Source organism: Hymenobacter arizonensis (assembly GCF_900115775.1).
Taxonomy (GTDB): Bacteria; Bacteroidota; Bacteroidia; order Cytophagales; family Hymenobacteraceae; genus Hymenobacter; species Hymenobacter arizonensis.
Genome location: NZ_FOXS01000006.1, coordinates 25,863 through 42,809, shown reverse-complemented (window position 1 = coordinate 42,809; position 16,947 = coordinate 25,863). Strand labels below are relative to the sequence as shown.

The 16,947-nt window shown below is 60.9% G+C and carries 8 protein-coding genes; 3 read left to right on the top strand and 5 right to left on the bottom strand.

Annotated elements, in window-relative coordinates:
- Positions 1 to 15: 15 nt before the first annotated feature.
- From BMZ66_RS18800 to nagB, 3 genes are all read right to left on the bottom strand, one after another.
- Positions 16 to 3,081: a SusC/RagA family TonB-linked outer membrane protein gene (locus tag BMZ66_RS18800; RefSeq protein ID WP_092677207.1), complete on the bottom strand. Its 3,066-nt coding sequence runs from the start codon at positions 3,079 to 3,081 to the stop codon at positions 16 to 18.
- A 120-nt stretch (positions 3,082 to 3,201) separates the two neighbouring features.
- Positions 3,202 to 4,413, bottom strand: a complete 1,212-nt coding sequence (locus tag BMZ66_RS18795) for an anhydro-N-acetylmuramic acid kinase (protein ID WP_092677205.1) — start codon at positions 4,411 to 4,413, stop codon at positions 3,202 to 3,204.
- Positions 4,414 to 4,629: 216 nt separating this feature from the next.
- Complete coding sequence (gene nagB, locus BMZ66_RS18790; protein ID WP_092677203.1) at positions 4,630 to 6,564, bottom strand: glucosamine-6-phosphate deaminase; 1,935 nt, start codon at positions 6,562 to 6,564, stop codon at positions 4,630 to 4,632.
- Between the two features lie 373 nt (positions 6,565 to 6,937).
- Between nagB and BMZ66_RS18785 the strand changes: the two genes are divergently transcribed.
- From BMZ66_RS18785 to BMZ66_RS18775, 3 genes are all read left to right on the top strand, one after another.
- On the top strand, positions 6,938 to 10,066 hold the full coding sequence (locus BMZ66_RS18785) for a SusC/RagA family TonB-linked outer membrane protein (RefSeq protein ID WP_092677201.1): 3,129 nt from the start codon (positions 6,938 to 6,940) through the stop codon (positions 10,064 to 10,066).
- 85 nt (positions 10,067 to 10,151) lie between these two features.
- Positions 10,152 to 11,711 carry a SusD/RagB family nutrient-binding outer membrane lipoprotein gene (locus BMZ66_RS18780; protein WP_092677199.1) on the top strand — a complete coding sequence of 520 codons (1,560 nt, stop codon included), beginning with the start codon at positions 10,152 to 10,154 and terminating at the stop codon, positions 11,709 to 11,711.
- A 41-nt stretch (positions 11,712 to 11,752) separates the two neighbouring features.
- Positions 11,753 to 13,009, top strand: coding sequence for a hypothetical protein (locus BMZ66_RS18775; protein WP_092677197.1), 1,257 nt, complete (start codon positions 11,753 to 11,755; stop codon positions 13,007 to 13,009).
- 56 nt (positions 13,010 to 13,065) lie between these two features.
- On the opposite strand, the gene treF is transcribed toward BMZ66_RS18775, so the two are convergent.
- Together treF and BMZ66_RS18765 are read right to left on the bottom strand one after the other, a co-directional pair.
- Positions 13,066 to 14,688 (bottom strand): alpha,alpha-trehalase TreF, encoded by a 1,623-nt coding sequence (treF, locus tag BMZ66_RS18770; RefSeq protein ID WP_177204803.1) that lies wholly within the window; start codon positions 14,686 to 14,688, stop codon positions 13,066 to 13,068.
- Between the two features lie 300 nt (positions 14,689 to 14,988).
- The gene (locus BMZ66_RS18765; RefSeq protein ID WP_092677193.1) at positions 14,989 to 16,806 is read right to left on the bottom strand and encodes a glycoside hydrolase family 10-like protein; all 1,818 of its coding nucleotides are present in this window, start codon (positions 16,804 to 16,806) and stop codon (positions 14,989 to 14,991) included.
- Positions 16,807 to 16,947 lie beyond the last annotated feature (141 nt).

Genomic DNA, 16,947 nt, shown 5'->3' with positions numbered 1-16,947 from the left:
TAAACCAATAAAAACTTAAAAATTGGCCGTGAAGCCCACCGAGGCAGACCGGGGAATTGGCACCTCCACAAAGTCGAAGCCCCGCACGGCGTTGCTCTGGCCGGCGGCGTTTACCTCCGGGTCGTACCCGTTGTATTTGGTGAACACCAATAGGTTGCGGCCAGCCAGCGAGAAGCGCAGGTCGCGCAGGCCCAGGAACTTAGGCTTAAGCTGGTAGCTGAGGGAGGCCTCGCGCAGCTTCACGAAAGAGCCATCCTGCACCCATTTGTCGAAGGTGGTATACTCGTTCACGCTGGTGCCTTTGGGTACCTCGCCCCGCAGCTCGGCCTCGTAGATTTTGAGCCCGCCAAACGTCTCGCGCGAGCCCACGCGCTGGGTGAAGTTGAACACCGAAACGTCTTGCTGGGTGTCGAACTGCAGGCGCAGCGTGAGGCGGTTGTTGAGCACGCTCACCTCGTTGATGAGCGAAGCGATATAGCGCGGGTTGGGGTCGCCAAGTACGTCGTTGAGCAAGGTGCCCGAGGGCTGGCCATCGGCCCCGCGCTGGGGCGTATTGGGGCGCCCAAAGGTGCCTTGAATGCCGCGTTCGCGTTGGGGCAGCCCATCGGGCGTGAGCAGGAGGGAGCCGTCGGGTCTGCGGGCCGAATAGGTGCCGTAGTACGTGCCCAAGGGCCGGCCCTCTACCGCCGCAACCAGCCCAAAGCCGTTGGGGAAGGTGACTAGGCCGCCCGGAATGTTGGTAATGGCGTTGGTGTTGTGCGTGAACGTGCCGGTGACGTTCCAGGTCACGGCCGTGGTGCGCACCGGCGCAACGCGCAGCAACACCTCCACGCCCCGGTTGCGCATGTTGCCGATGTTGTCGAAGCGGGACGAGAAGCCCGAGCTCAGCGCCAGGTCGCGCTGCAAAATCAGGTCCGTTACTCTTTTGTCATAAACCGAAAACTCTACGCCCACGCGGTCACCAAAAAAGCTGGCGTCGATGCCGGCTTCTATTTCACGCTGCCGCTCGGGGCCCAGATTTCTGTTGCCTTGCAGCGTGGCAGGCGCCAGGCCCGGCAACGAGCCCAGCACCAGGGGGTCGTAATTGGTAACGTTTTGGTAGGGGTTGATAGCGGTGAGGTTGCCGGCCTCACCGTAAGAGGCGCGAAGCTTAAATTGGGGCACTATTCGCGCCAGGGGGCCATCGTGCCAGAACGCTTCGTCCGACAGCACATAAGAGCCGCTGAGCTTGCGATACAATTGGGTGCGTTGCTTGGCACCGTACAGCGACGCCGCGTCGACGCGAAGCGCGCCCGTTAGAAAAAAGCGGTTGAACAAGCCAAAAGTCTGCTGTGCGAACGCACCAACGATGGTGCGCTCGCCACGAAATTCGCCGGACCGCCCCAGCGTGCCGCTAACGGTCGTGACCGGCCCCGGCGATAAATCGATGGATTGAATGCCTGTGTTCACGTTTTGCAGGTACTGCAGCGTGCCGCCCACCGTGGTGGTGCTGATAAAATTCTCGCTCAGGTCGCGCTTGTAGCTTGCAGTCAAATCATTGTTTACTAAGAAGGTAGTGGCATCGGCCCGGCGGGCGAGGCCCGTGCCAAACGTGGGCGCCGTGCTGCCTCTGGGAATGAAGCCGGTGGCCACTTGCGTGCTGGCATCGTAGCCGAGCACATAGTCGATGGAGAAGCCGGTGAAAGGCGTGAAGTTGAGTTGCGCGTCGCCGATGAAGCGGGAGGTGCGCTGCTGAAAATCGAAGCGGTTAATGGCTTCCAGCGGGTTGGTACGAACGATGTTGGCCGCCGTGCTGGGGTAGCGCCCGGTGATGGGGTCGGGAGCGGGGTTGATGTAGTTGTTGGAAAAAATGAAGCCGGTGAGCACGCCGTAAGCCTCGTTGATGCCGCCGTTGGGCCGCTCGTTGCTGCGGCTCAGCGTGTAGTTGGCTCCCACGCTCACGCGGGCCTTGTTGCCAATGGTTTGCTCGAGCCGCACCCGGCCGCCGCCGCGGGCAAAGTCGGTGCCGCCCACAATGCCTTGGTTGCGGAAGTAGTTGCCCGATGCGAAGTATTTGGTGCCGTTGGCGCCGCCGCTCACGCTGATGTAGTCATCGGTTCCCACCGCCGTGCGGAAGATGTCTTCCTGCAAGTCGTAGCGCGTCACTGCGGTTTGCGACCGGTCGGCGTTGGCTGCGAGCGTGCCCCCAAGGGTATTAAAGCGGAAGGGGTACTCGTTGTAATCGAGTTTTTTGCGAAGCTGAGACACCAGAAATTGTGATGACACCGTAACCTGGGGGGCACCGTCGCGGCCGCGCTTGGTAAAAATCTGCACCACGCCGTTGGAAGCCCGCGAGCCGTAGATGGCCGCCGCCGCCGCTCCCTTGATGACCTCAATCCGGTCAATGTCGTTGGGGCTGATGTCTACCAGCCTGTTCTGAGCATACCCGCCCAGGTCCAGCAGCTGAGGGGAGTCGTTGTTGACCAACACGCCGTCGATGATGTAGAGCGGGTCGGAAGAGCCGGCCACGGTGCTCGGCCCCCGCAGGCGCACCGAGATGCCGCCGGCTGGGTTGCCCGAGTTCTGGGTGATTTGTACGCCTGCAAACTTGCCCTGCAGGGCCTGGTCTATCTGCGTGGGCACGGTGGTGCGCAGCTCATCGCCGCTCACCGTGGCAATGGTGTTGCCGAGCTGCCGCTTGCTGGTAGCCACCGAGGTGCCGGTTACCACTACTTCGTTCAGGCCCACCCGGTCTTCGCTCAAGGCCGCGTCGCCCACGGCTACGGTGGTTTCGGCGCCCAGCGTCACGGGCCGGCGCACCGGCTTGTAGCCCACCGAGGAAATTTCGAGTTGGTAGGCGCCCGGCGAAAGGGCTGCTTCCAGCGAAAAACGACCGTCGGCCCCGGAAGTAGTTCCCAACACTGTATTTAGCAGGCGCACAGTGGTGCCGGGCAAGGGCTGACCGTTTGCATCGGTCACGCGGCCTTGCAGCGAGTAGCGGGTATTCTGGGCTGATGCCGGTCCGCTAGCTAGCAGGAACAGCAAGACCAGCAGCCCCACGACATGATGTCGGAGACCAGATAAGGAGTAGGTGTGGGACATAGAAAAAAAGGTGAGAGTGAGAAAAGTAAATGGGCGAGAACAGCTTTCCAGCTATTGCTTAGTTAGGGAATAATTTAAAGTTAGGCAGAAAAAATATGCTTATTAAAAAGCAGAATTGATTCACCCTGGAAAGGAAATCTTACCCATGCTCACGGCCGGTACCCGCTGCCGTCCCGCCCCAATGGCCACTGGCTGCCCCGCCACCGCCTCGTTGGCCAGCACCGCAAACAGGATGGCTTCCTTAGCGTCGCCGGGCACGCCCAGCGTGTCGGTGGGCGCAAAGTCGGCCAGGGACAAATGGCGTTTCAGCGCCGCCATGAGCACGGGATTGTGAGCGCCGCCGCCGCTGGTGTAGATGGCCGTAGGGGCCAGCCGCTCGGCAAAAGCGGCTTCCACAGCCCGCGCCACGCCCATGGCGCTGAACTCGGCCAGGGTAGCCAATGTGTCATCCAAGGGCAGCGTGATGGTGCCGCTGCGCTGCTGCGCTTCCGTCAGGTAGTCGGTGTTGAACAGCTCGGGCCCAGTGGTTTTGGGCAGCGGAGCCACGAAAAAGGGGTGCGCCAGCAGCGCCGCCAGCAGCCCCTGGTGCACGCGGCCAGCCGCGGCCAAGCGGCCATCCTCGTCGTACTGCAGGCCGGGCCGGAAGGCGCGCACGGTAGCGTCGAGCAGGGTGTTGCCCGGGCCCGTGTCGGTGCTGAAGGCGGAGCTGGCATCGCCACCGGCGCGGGGCAGGTAGGTGAAGTTGGCAATACCGCCCAGGTTGAGTAGTAGCCGTTCCTCGTCGGGGCTGCTGAGGAGCAGGAAGTCGCCGTAGGCGGCCAGGGGAGCGCCCTCGCCGCCGGCAGCTACGTGCTTCTGGCGGAAGTCGCTGAGCGTGATAATGCCCGTGCCCACGGCCACGTGGTCGCCATCGCCCAGCTGCAGGGTGGCATTAAGTTGAAAATCGGGGTGGCTATGCTGGTGCTGCGGGGCGTGGTAGATGGTTTGGCCGTGGCTGGCCACTAGGTCGATTTCTTCCGGGGCGATGTTCCACTCGCGCAGGCATTGCAAAACGGCCCCGGCATGCAAACTGCCCAACCACGGATTCAGCAGCGTCAGGTATTCCAAACTCACCTGCTCCTTCGCAAATACGGTGCGGATGCGGGCCCGCGTGTCGTCGCTGTAGGGCACCGTCCGAAACTGCTCCAGTTCCAGTTCGGTACCGGGCCCGTGGCCAGTAAGACGGCACAAGGCCACATCAAGCCCATCGAGCGAAGTGCCTGACATGAGGCCAATGATGCGCCGACTGGGCTGGCTGGCGATTTGGTGCAAGCGGGCGAGGTGAGCATTCATGGCAAGGAGGAAGGGTGAACGACAAACTCCCCTCCTCAGCTGAGGAGGGGACGCTGGCGCAAAGCGCCAGCTGGGGTGGTTGAGTCGTTGAACGATGGACGTACGATTTAGGCGCGAGTCGTTCGGGTGTCGTTCAACGAGCGCAACCACCCCCGTCCGAGCCGTTGGCTCGAACATCCCCTCCTTAAAAAAGGAGGGGAGTTGGATGTTCTTGCTTTAAAACTCCCAGCGCACAAAGGCCTCAATGCCTTCGTATTCGGGCAGGCCCAGCTCGTCGTAAAGCTTGGCGGTGGTGCGGTTGCGCGCCTCGCTGCGCTGCCAGAACTCGCGCTGGTCGGCGCCGGGGAAAAGCGGCCGGTCCTTCTGCGACTGGTGTTTGAAAATGGCGCGGCGCTTGCGCGTGAGCTCCTGGGGCGAGAGCGGCACGGCCATTTCAATCTGGTCGATGTCCCATTCCTGCCAGGCGCCACGGTAAAGCCACACCCAACAGTCGTCGAGCCAGGGCGTGCCGGAGGCTTGCAACTGCTGAATGGATTGGAAGATGGCGGCCAGGCACACACGGTGCGTGCCGTGCGGGTCGCTCAGGTCGCCGGCCGCGTAAATCTGATGGGGCTGAATTCGGTTGAGCAGTTCCATGGTGAGGCGGATGTCCTCGTCGCCGAGCGGTTTTTTGCGCACCCGTCCGGTTTCGTAGAAGGGCAGGTCCTGGAAGTGGGCATTGCCTTCGGGCAGGCCGGCCAGGCGGCAGGCGCTTTTAGCCTCGCCGCGCCGGATGAGGCCTTTTATCTGCTGTACTTCATCAGAATCGACCTGGCCGGGCTGCTTGTTTTTCAGAAAGTCGGCCACGCGGTGGTAGATGTTGTCGGCGGGCTCGCCAGAAGTCAGGCGAAAGGCGTGGTCGTAATCGGCCACGAATTCGGCGAAGCGAATGGCTTCGTCGTCGAACACCGCAATGTTGCCCGAGGTCTGGTAGGCCACGTGCACCTCGTGGCCCTGGTCGACAAGTCGCAGCAGCGTGCCGCCCATGGAAATGACGTCGTCGTCGGGGTGGGGGCTGAAGATGAGCACGCGCTTGGGAAACGGCGCGGCGCGCTCGGGACGGTAGGTGTCGTCGGCGTTGGGCTTGCCGCCGGGCCACCCCGTGATGGTGTGCTGCAGCTCGTTAAACACCCGAATGTTGATGTCGTAGGCGGGGCCCGATTCCGCCAGCAGGTCCGAGAGACCGTTTTCGTTGTAATCTTCCTCGGTAAGCTTGAGGATGGGCTTGCTCACGGTGCGGGCCAGCCAGGTCACGGCTTTGCGCAGTAGGGCCGCGTCTTGCCAGTCGCAGGGGAGGCCCTGCAGCCACGGGGTTTTGCGGGGCGTAAGGTCGGCGCCGGCGGCTTCGTCCAGCACCACCTGCACGTCGGGGTGGCTTTGGAGGTAGGTGGCGGGCACGCTGTCGGTCACTTCGCCTTCTACCATGCGCTTCACCACCGCGGCTTTGCCTTCGCCCCAGGCCATGAGCACGATTTTGCGGGCTTCCAGAATGGTGCCCACGCCCATGGTCAAGGCTCGACGCGGCACGTTTTCCTCGCCGTAAAAGTCCGAGGCCGCGTCGGTGCGCGTCACGTGGTCGAGGGTGATGAGGCGGGTGCGCGAGGCTGGCCCCGAGCCGGGCTCGTTGAAGCCAATGTGCCCGGTGCGGCCAATTCCTAGCAGCTGCAAATCGATGCCGCCGGCCTCCTTAATCTGCTCTTCATAGCGGCGGCAATACTCGTTTATCTGCTCCTTGGGCACAGTGCCATCGGGAATGTGCACGTTCTCGGGTCGAATATCGATGTGGTCGAACAGGTACTCGCGCATGAAGCGCACGTAGCTCTGCAGCGAGCCGGGGGCCATGGGGTAGTACTCGTCGAGGTTGAAGCTGACCACGTTCTGGAAGCTCAGCCCGTCTTCGCGGTGCAGGCGCACCAGCTCTTCATAGACGCGGGTGGGCGAGGAGCCCGTGGCCAGGCCCAGCACACAGGGCTGGCCCTCGGCTGCCCGCTCCCGAATGAGGTCGGCAATTTGAGCCGCTACCGAAGCCGAAGCCTCTTCGGAGTCGGCGTAGATGCTGACGGGGAGGCGGGCGCCGGCCGTAGCAGGCAGCGTAGCGAGGGGAGGGGCCATGACGAAAGGGCTGATTTAGTAGCGGAGGGGGTGGAAAGTTGGTGAAACCCACGCGGGAATCAAAACCTGATTGGCAGCACTGCGGAAATAACCACTGAAAACGCGGCAACTGCGTGATTTTTATATTAATAAACTGCTACATTCGATAGACACCTGAGTGCGGTATTTCAGAGATTGTTGTGCATTTTTGACTCAGCAGCCCTTTCCTCTTCCGAGTTCTACTATTTTACTATGACCTCCAACGCCTTCTGTTGTAGCAATGTAAGGCTCACTTCCGACCATGCGGCCGGAACCCGACGGTGCGCCCGGTCGAGGTTCCGGTTTTTTTATTGACTTCATTTCCCTCGCTTTTCCCACCTAATTCTAATTTCCGATGACAAAAAAATACTGGCTACTCTTTCTCCTGCTGGGGGTGCTACTTGCACCTCCCGGCTGGGCCCAAACCGCCCGCACCGTCACGGGCGTCGTCACGTCTGCCACTGACCAAAGCCCGCTGCCGGGCGTGACGGTGCTGGTGAAAGGCACCACCACGGGCAGCACCACCGGCGCCGATGGCCGCTACTCGCTGCAAGCTGCGCCGGGGGGCGTGCTGGTGTTCAGCTTTATTGGCTATTCGCCGCAGGAGCGCACCATCGGTGCCGATGGCAACATTGATGTGGCTTTGAGGGAAAGCACTACCGGCCTTGATGAGGTAGTGGTGACGGCCTACAACATCGCCCAAGACAAGCGCACGCTGGTAACGGCCGTGCAGGAAGTGAAAAGCAAGGACATCATCGACTCGCGCCAAACCAATATAGTGAATGCCCTGCAAGGCAAGATTGCAGGGGTAAACATCACGTCGTCGGGTGGTGCGCCGGGCGAGGGTGCATCTATTGTTATTCGCGGCGGCACGTCGCTCGATGGCAACAACCAGCCGCTGTTCGTCATCGACGGCATGATAATGGACAACAGCTCGTTTTCGGAAAGTGCGGCGCCCGGAGCAGGCTCGCAGTTCAACGGCCTGCTGGGCCGCTCGGTGGGCGCTTCCAACCGCGCTGGCGACCTCAACCCCGAAGACATTGAAAGCATCACGGTACTGAAGGGCCCCGCCGCCGCCGCCCTCTACGGCCTGCGCGCTGCCGGTGGCGCGGTGGTGATTACCACCAAAAAAGGCGTGGCCGGCCGCACCACACTTAACTTCCGCACCCAGGTGTCGGTAGATGAAGTGAACCGCCTGCCCAAGCTGCAGGACCAGTATGGCCAAGGTTCCAACGGCTTGTTTGACGGCACCACCCGGGTTTCTTTCGGGCCGCGCTTTCTGCCGGGGCAAACCGTGTACGACAACCTGGAAAACTTTTACCGCAAGGGATACACCTACCAGAATTTCCTGAACATGTCGGGCGGCTCCGACAAGGCCACGTTTTTTGTATCGGCCTCCAACTTGCAGCAGAGCGGCGTGACGCCCCAAAGTAAGTACGACAAAACCACGGTGCGCATGTCGGGCACGGCCGAAATCTCGCCCAAGCTCAACGTTAGCGGTTCGGCACAGTACCTCACCACGGGCGGCGAGCGGCCCATTCAGGGGCCCGGCTTGTTTGGCTCGTCGGGTGGGTATTTGCTGAGCTTGCTCAACTGGCCGCGCGGCGATGATGCGCGCAACTACCTCAACCCCGACGGTACGCGCCGCCGGCTGCTGGCGCTAGGCAACGGCACCGACGCCGACGCCGACAACCCGTACTTCACCGTCGAGCGCAACCCTCAAACGGACCGCACTAACCGCTTCATCGGCAACACGCAGCTTAGCTTCAAGGCCTTCAAGTTTTTGACGCTGAGCCATAACATTGGTGCCGACGTGTACACCTCGCGCAACACCTCGGTTCGCGCCGTGGGTACTTCGCAGGTGGGCAACCAAAACGGCGGCATCGCCGAGACCGTGGAGCAGTTTCGCTTGCTTACGGCCACGACGCTAGCCAATTTTTCCCACAATTTTAACGACAACTTTGGTGGCTCGCTGATTCTGGGCAACAGCATTGAAGAGAATAAAAGCCAAGCCGTGGACTACATCGGCCTGATTTTTCAAAACCCCGGCTTCGTGGGCCTCAACAACACTGTGAACCGGAGTGCCCTGCAACGCGACAACACGCGCCGCCTCATCGGCAACTTCGCGCAGCTGAACGCCACAATGTTTAACCAGGTATTCCTGCAGATGCAGGCCCGCTACGACCAATCGTCGACCCTGCCGCGGCCCGATGAAAACAAGATTTACGGCAAAGGTTTCCTCTACGGCTCGGTGGGCCTGGGCTATGAGTTCACCAAAACCCTTGGCCTGGAGCAAAACAACATTCTGAACTACGGCAAAATCCGGGGTTCCATTGCCGAGGTGGGCAAGGACACGCAGCCTTACCGCATTCAGGCAGCCTTGGCTCAGAATACTTACATCGGCGGTGGTTTCCGCAACGACTTCTTTGGCTCGAACCCCAACCTAAAGCCCGAGCGCACCCGCACCTACGAGGCTGGCGTAAACCTGCAGTTTCTCAAAAACCGCCTCGGTCTGGACTTTAACTACTATTACTCGCGCACTTCGGAGCAGATTATTGCGCCCCGCGTGAGCCAGGCCGCTGGCTTCATCCTGCAGTACATCAACGGTGGGGTGGTAACCAACGAAGGCCAGGAAATTGCCCTGACCGGCACGCCCGTGAAAACTAAAGATTTCACCTGGGACGTCATTGCCAACTTCTTCCACAACACCAACCGCGTGGAGGAACTGCCCTTCCCGCTTACGGTGGTGTTCCAGTCCGATGCCTTCATTACCGATGTGCACCAGGGCGGCGCCTTTATTGGGCGGTCCATTACGGGCGTGGGCGCCTACGATTTCAACCGCGTAACCGACGTAAACAGTGAGTTTTTCGGCCAGGTGCTCATCGGCGCCGGCGGCTATCCTTCGGCTAACCCGCTGTTTACCTACGCCGGCAACCGGGCTCCGCGTTTCACCACGCAGTTCACCAACACGTTTACCTACAAAGGCTTGTCACTGACTTCGCTGCTCGATTTCCGAGTGGGCGGTGTGGTTATCAACGGCAACGACTGGTACCAGACCCGCGTGGGCACTTCCCAGCGCACCGCCGACCGCTACAAGACGGTGGTGTTCGACGGGGTGGTGCGCAACCCCGACGGCAGCTACACTAGAAACAGCCGTCCCGTGGAGCTTACCCAGAATTACTACGCCACCATACTGGGCGGTGTAGGTACGCCCTTCATCGAGGACGGCTCGTGGGCCCGCCTGCGCTACGTGACCTTGAGCTACGCCGTGCCCGCCAGCTTGCTGAGCAGCACCAAGTTCATCAAAGGCGCGGAGCTGAGCGTGACTGGTCGCAACTTGCTGTTGGTGACCAAATACAGCGGCGCCGACCCCGAAACGGCCGCGGCCGGTGCCGGCGTGCGCGGTGGCGGCTCCAACGGTTTCGACTTTGGCAATGTGCCCGCCACCCGTGGCGTGGACATGGCATTGCGGGTCAATTTCTAGGTGTTCAGAGCGGGCTACTAGTCACTCTGATGAGAACTGATAGCGGCCGCTGAATGTCTGACAACCAATAAACATCAAACCTGATATGAACTTGAACCGCTATATAATGAGCTTGGGCCTGCTACTGGGCGGCACTGCGCTAACTGCGTGCGAGAAATTTCTCGACGTGAACGACAACCCCAACAACCCAGTCGTCTCAACTCCTAATTTCATACTGCCGGGTATTATTGCCAACGGCATCCAAACCCAGATGTTTACGGCGTTGCGAACGCCATTTATCACGCAGTACGTGGTGAGCCGCACGGCCAACAGCGGAGGTAACGACCAGTTCTTTTTCACCAACGCGCAAAGCACCAATACCTTCAACCAGTCTTACTTCCAGGCGGGCGGTAACATTCCGGGCATGGTCAAGGCCGCTCAGGAAGAGGGCTCGTCCTACTATGTGGGCGCAGGCAAAATCATGCAGGCCATGATTTTGGCGCACGCCACCGACATGCTCGGCGACATTCCATACTCGGAAGCTTACCAAGGCGGCGCCAACTTCACGCCCAAGTACGACCCGCAGCAGCAGATTTACGCTACCATCAACCAGCTGTGCGACGAGGGCGCCGTGGAAATGCTGAAGCCCGCTAGCTCGCAGGCGCGCCCATTCTACAGCACCAACCCCAGCGAAAGCGGCGACATCCTCTACAAAGGCGACCCCTTGAAATGGGAGCGCTTGGCCTATGCCCTGAAGGCGCGTCAGGCTCAGCACCTCACCAAAAAAGCCAACTACGACGCCAACGCTGTACTGGCATTGTGCGACAAAGCGTTCCAGTCATCGGCCGACGACGCGCAAATCAACTTCCAGGTAGCGATAGCGCCCTTGGTAAACACCACGAACATATTCGGGGTAACGCGGGCCAACTTTGGCGGCGCTACCTTCTCCTCAAACGTGGTGAAGTACCTCAATGGCACCACTTTCCCCGGCGTAGTCGACCCGCGCTTTGGTATCCTGACGCCCACCACCAGCACCGGCATCGACCCTGCTCGCGGTACCACCGCCACGGCCAACCTCACGCCCGGTTCTACGCTCACCGACTTCTACGGCAGCTGGTATGCTCGCGACCTGGGTTACTACGAGGCCATAACCTACCACGAAGTGAAGTTCATCGAGGCCGAGGCTGCACTGGCTGCCGGCAACCGCGCACGGGCGTTGCAGTCTTTGCAGGAGGGCATTCGGGCACATATGCGCAAAGTGGGCAGGGGAGGAAGCTTCTCGCCGCCAGCAGTCACGTTCCCGAACATTTTCGAGAACCAGATTAATGACTATCTGGCCAGTGCCGCCGTGCCCCAAACCCCAGCCGACGTGACGCTGCGCTCCATCATGGAGCAGAAGTACATCGCCATGTTCCTCAACCCGGACACGTGGTCAGACATGCGCCGCCACGATTTCAGCCCCTCGCTCTACGTGAACCTCGTGTACCCCACCTACGGGGGCTCGCAGGTTCTGCCGCTTCCCAATGGGCAATATCCGCGTCGCCTGTTGCCCGGAGCTACCGAAGTCACCGTGAACCCAAACGCCGTGGCCAAGCTCTTCAGCGACGTCGGCGCCAAAGACAACAACGATTACGTGTCCAAACCGCTCTGGTTCGACCAGAGATAAGGCGGTTCATCTGACTTTTCCTGACTTTAAATCGCCTTATTATGAAATACTTTTCTTTGAAAATGCTGACCGCGGTGCTGGCGCTGGGCGCTACCCTTGTCGGCTGTAAGAAAGAGGAACTGGACGACCTGTACGAGTTGCGCGAAGAGCCCGGCTTTGCCGGCCTGGGCCTGCCCCGTGTGCCGCTGGCAGCGCGCTATGCTCCCGGCGAGACCGTGCCGCTGTTTGTAACCTTTTCCGAGACCGACAAGCTCCGCGATGTCACGGTGTTCCAAGTAATCAACCGGGCCGACTCCGTGCAAACGGGCGTTTACCCGGCTACCGGAAGTACCTTCAACGCGGACGGTAAGCTCCAAGCCCTGTCGGTCCCTTACGTAGTACCAAACGCCACCAACGGCGTTCCGGTACGCGTCGACGTTACCCTGAATTTTCAGGACGGTTCGAAGCGCATGCGGCGCTTCACCTACAACGTAGCCCGGGCCATTACCCTAAAGTTTGGCGCCACGCCCGCTACCTATCGCAATGGCTTGGCCGCCACCGCGCAGAGCGAGGGCGATATTATCGGTTACTCACTCATTCTGAATGAAACCGGCATTGGCGTGGTGCCCACGCCACCTATGTTGCCGACTGCCGCTGCGCCTTTGTTCAAAGCGGTAGATAGCCTCACCACATTCTACCGCCTCGGCACCGGAAACCCAGTGCGAGCTGGTGTGATTCGCAACCCATCCAACGGCGCTGCCAACACCCGCACCGTTGACGTTACCATACCGCGGAATGCCAACGGCCAGAACATAACCTACTCGTTTGTAGCATACGGAGCGGTGCAGGCCGTTACGGTGACGGCCCCATCCATTGCAGTAGGGCCGGCCACGGCACTGGCTACTCTGCGCACTGGCCGCATCAGCGGCGGTGCCAGCGCCACGCCCGATTCGTTGGCTTTTAACTTCCGTACTGGTTTAATTGAGCCGGCTGCTAACCCACCGGCAGCCAAAGACTTGGTGGTGAACTCTGCCAGCGGTACCGTGACCCTATCGGCCGCAAACAACACCCGCTACTACAAGGCCACACCTGCCCAGGTAGCCAATGGCTTCTTTACCACGCCTACGGTCAATACTGCTGCCACGACGCTTTATCTCAACAATTCAGCGCTAACCGCAGAGTTGGGGCCCGTAGCGGCTGGCGATGTATACGCCGTGCGGGTGCGTGGGGCGGAAGTTATGCTATTACGCATCTTGAGTGTTCGGCCCAGTACTGCCGGTTCTAGTGCACGAGTTCGGTTTGAGTACCGTTCACTTTAAAGCAAGTAGTAACGTGAGAAAAAGAGGCCTTCCCCAATTGGGGAAGGCCTCTTTTTTTACTCCAGTTTATACCACTCCAACAGCTTCAGCAACACCCCGTTGGTCCAGCCGAAGCCGTCTTGCAGGGGATACTCGCCGCCGCCCGCGGCCCGGTTGGGGTTCACCACGTCGTACTTCTCGAGCAGCTTGCCGGTTTGGGCAAACACCCGGCGGTTGAGACCGACCCAGCGGCGGGCAAGGGTATCGGCTAGGGGGCGCTGCTCATAGCGCCGCAGGCCATCTATGGCCAGGTATTGCAGCGGCGCCCAGCCGTTGGGAGAATCCCACTGCTGGCCGGTCTTGCTCAGGGTGGTAACGAGCCCGCCGGGCTTCATAAAGTTGTATTGCAGGTTGGTGGCCAGGCGCTTGGCTTGCGCTGGCGTGGCCAGGCCGAAGGCCAGCGGAAACACTCCCGCCAGCGTGCGGATGCTGGAGCGCTGCCGGGTGCGCCAATTATAGTCCTGAAACCAGCCAACTTTGGGGTCCCAGCTCAGGGCTAGTAGCGCGGTTTTGCGGCGGGTGGCTTTGGCAGTGTAGTCGCGGGCCTGCGCGGTCTGACCCGCCGTGCGGCAGGCTTCGGCCAGGGTCTGCTCTAGTTGGTAGAGCAGGCAGTTGAGGTCGACGGGTACCAGGTCGGTGGTTTGGATGGTGCCCAAGCCGCCGCCCGGCACAAACCAGCGGCTGCTGAAGTCCCAGCCCGACGCCGCTGCCGCCCTCACGTTGCGGTAGAATTGCGCGGGTGGCTGCTTACTAGTCTTGGCCGCCGTCACGTCTTCCACATACGATTCTTCGCGCGGCTGCGTGCTCTCGTCCCAGTAGCGGTTGAGCGCAGCCCCACCGGGCAGCTTCACCACGCGGTGGGCGGCGGTGCCGGGGGCAAGTTTGTCGGCCCCCAGCATCCAGTAGCGGTACTCGCGTTCCAGAGCCGCGCGGTAGCGGAGCAGGATGCCGTTGCCTTGGTCTTTGGCCAGCAGGGCCACCATGCTGCCAAAAAAGGGCGGCTGCGAGCGGGTGAGGTAGTAGCTCCGGTTGCCGTTGGGCACGAAGCCGTAGCGGTTTATCAGGAAGGCAAAATTGTCGGTGAGGTCCTGCACCAGTTCATTGCGGCCCGCCTCGGCCAGGCCCAGCATGGTGAAGTAGGAATCCCAGTAGTACACCTCGCGGAAGCGGCCGCCGGGCACGATGTACGGCTTGGGCAAGGGCAGCAGCGAGCGGTATTCCGCCAGCGAGTCGTTGGGGTCAACGGCGGGCGCCGCCGGTCGCGCCAGCACCGTCCAGAGGGTGTCGAGGTGGCGGCGTAAGCCCGCTTGCACGTTGCTTTGAAATACAGCGCCACCCTCAGCAGGCAAGTCGAAATGGGCTTCCACAAACGCTTTCAGCTGAAAGCCGGGCTGTTTCTTTTCGCGGTTCCAGGCTGTCAGAATGGTGGCCGGCCGCTGTCGGGGCGCGGCATCAACAAATGTTTTGTTGTCGGCGAAGACACGGCCCGTTTGTACTGCCTCAAACAGGCCCGGAAAAAGCTGCCGCGGCGAAGCCGGATTGGCCACGGCCGCTGGTGCCTGTTCGGCTACTGGCCTTGGCAGGGTAGAAGGGTTGGCCTGCTCTACCTGGGCGTGGCCCGGTAGACATAGCACCGTCATAACTCCCAAGAGCCAGCCAGATAAATTTGTACGCATTGCTAATAAGCTGGTGTTTAATATGGTTGCTCCATTCTCGTCTGCTTCTCCAACCTCAACCCACAAACAGGTACGAATTCTAAACAAAAAGATGCCTTTCGGACGATTTTCAGAAGCTGCCAAGCGCTTATTCCAATCGGTCGCTAAGCCGAGCAGAGCCGGGATATGAAGGTTGGCCTACAGGGATAGACTATTGGCATAAAAGCAAAAAGGGACGCTTCCCCTTGGAAAACGTCCCTTTTTGCTTGGTGTCAGGCAAGCCTCCTATTTCCCGAACAACCGGCCAAAAAAGCTTTTGCGTTTGCCTTTGTCCTTGGTTTTTTCTTTCGTCTTGGTTTTCAAAAGCTGATTAGAGCCGTCAGGCGCCTGGTTCTGCGCATCGGGGCGGAAGATGATGCTGGGCTGGGAGGTGCTAGTGCCGGCCGGTCCCGTAGTCGACGAAGGCTGGCCCGCTACCGCCCCGGGCAGCTGGCCCTGTGCCAACTCAGGCGACTGCAGGCCGTTGGTGATGACGCGCATCGGCCGGCTCTCGTTATGCAGGCGGTCGACGGCTGTCACGTAGTAGGCGTAGGCCTGGCCAGGCACGGCCGTGGTATCAACATAAGTGGCTGGGAAGCCGGGCGCGGGCCGGGGCAGCGCCAGGATTCGGCGGGGGTCGTTGGGCGTCGCCCGTTCGTTGGACCCAAAACGGTAGAGGACGTAGTAGGTGGCGGCATCGCCATCGGCCGCTATTGGGCCCGGCTGCCAAGTCAGCGTCACGCTCTGGCTGAGGCGGCGTAACACGAGGTTGGTCACGGGCTGGGGCGGCAGGGCGTCCATCCACGGCATGGTGGGCACCAGGGCCAGGTGGCGGTACAGGTCCTGGCGCAGGGTGTCGGTGGTGTGCAGCGGGTTGGCCAGTACCGACTTAGCCGAGAAAAACACGCTGCCGGTTACTTCGTCTTCGTAAGAGCGGTTGAGGCGGATTTGGCGGGGCAGCTCGCGCGGGTTGCGCCAGGTGGTATCGGAGCGGGTGCTTTCCAGCATCCGGTAAGTGCCGTGGCCGATGTAGAGGTGGCGGTCGAAGTGGTTGCGGGTCCACCATTCCAGCAGAATGGGGTAGGGCACCAGCTTAAAATTGGTGCTCCAGTACAGCTGCGGCACGATGTAGTCAATCCAGCCTTTCTCCAGCCACAGCCGCGAGTCGGCGTAGAGGTTGGCGTAGGAGGGCTGCCCAGCGCGGGTATCGGAGCCCAGCGGGTGCGCCGATTTGTTCATCCAAACACCGAACGGCGAGATGCCGAACTTCACCCAGCGCTTGGCCAGCCGAATGCTGTCGTGCAGGTCGTGAATGAGCACGTTCACATTGTTGCGGCGCCAGTCGGCCAGCTTGTCGAAGCCCTCGGGGTTGTGGTCGCGGAAGGCGTTTTCGTCGTGAAACACCTTGCCCGGCGCGGGGTAGGGATAGAAGTAGTCGTCGAAGTGCACCGCATCGATGTCGTAGCGCCGCACCACGTCCAGAATCACGCGGGTGATGTGCGAGCGCACCTGTGGCAGGCCGGGGTTATACAGCAGTTGCCCGCCGTAGCGCAGAAACCACTCCGGGTGCTGGCGATAGGGGTGGTTGGCGGCCAGCCGGCTCGTCACCGAATCCATGGTGGCCCGGTACGGGTTGAACCAGGCGTGGAACTCCATGCCGCGCCGGTGCGCCTCCGTAATGAGAAAGGGCAGGGGGTCGTCGCCGTTGGCGGGGGCTTTGCCCTGCGTGCCGGTCAGCCACTTGCTCCAGGGCTCGATGTCCGACTTGTAGAAAGCATCCGAGGCGGGCCGGATTTGCACAAACACGGCGTTGAGGCCGGCGCGCTGGCCGGCATCGAGCAGGCGCAAGTAGCTGCGGCGGTACTGCTCAGGCGTTTGGCCGCGCTGGGTGGGCCAATCGATGTTCTCCACAGTGGCAATCCACATGCCGCGCAGCTCGCGCTTGGGGGGCAGCGGGGCCTCTTCCTCCCCCGCAGTCTGAGCCTGAGCTGAGGCCACCAGGCCGCTCAGGGCAAAAGTTAATAAAACAAACAGGCAGCGGCTAGCGGTGAGGAAACGGAGCATCTAGGGAAATCAACAACACGAATAGGTGCTGCAAATTACGGCGCCCCGCACCTAATGAGGAGCTAGAACTCCTCAGCTGCACATATAACTGCAGCGAGAACCCACACTTTGCTGAGCAAATAAGCCGGTCTTAATCAGATA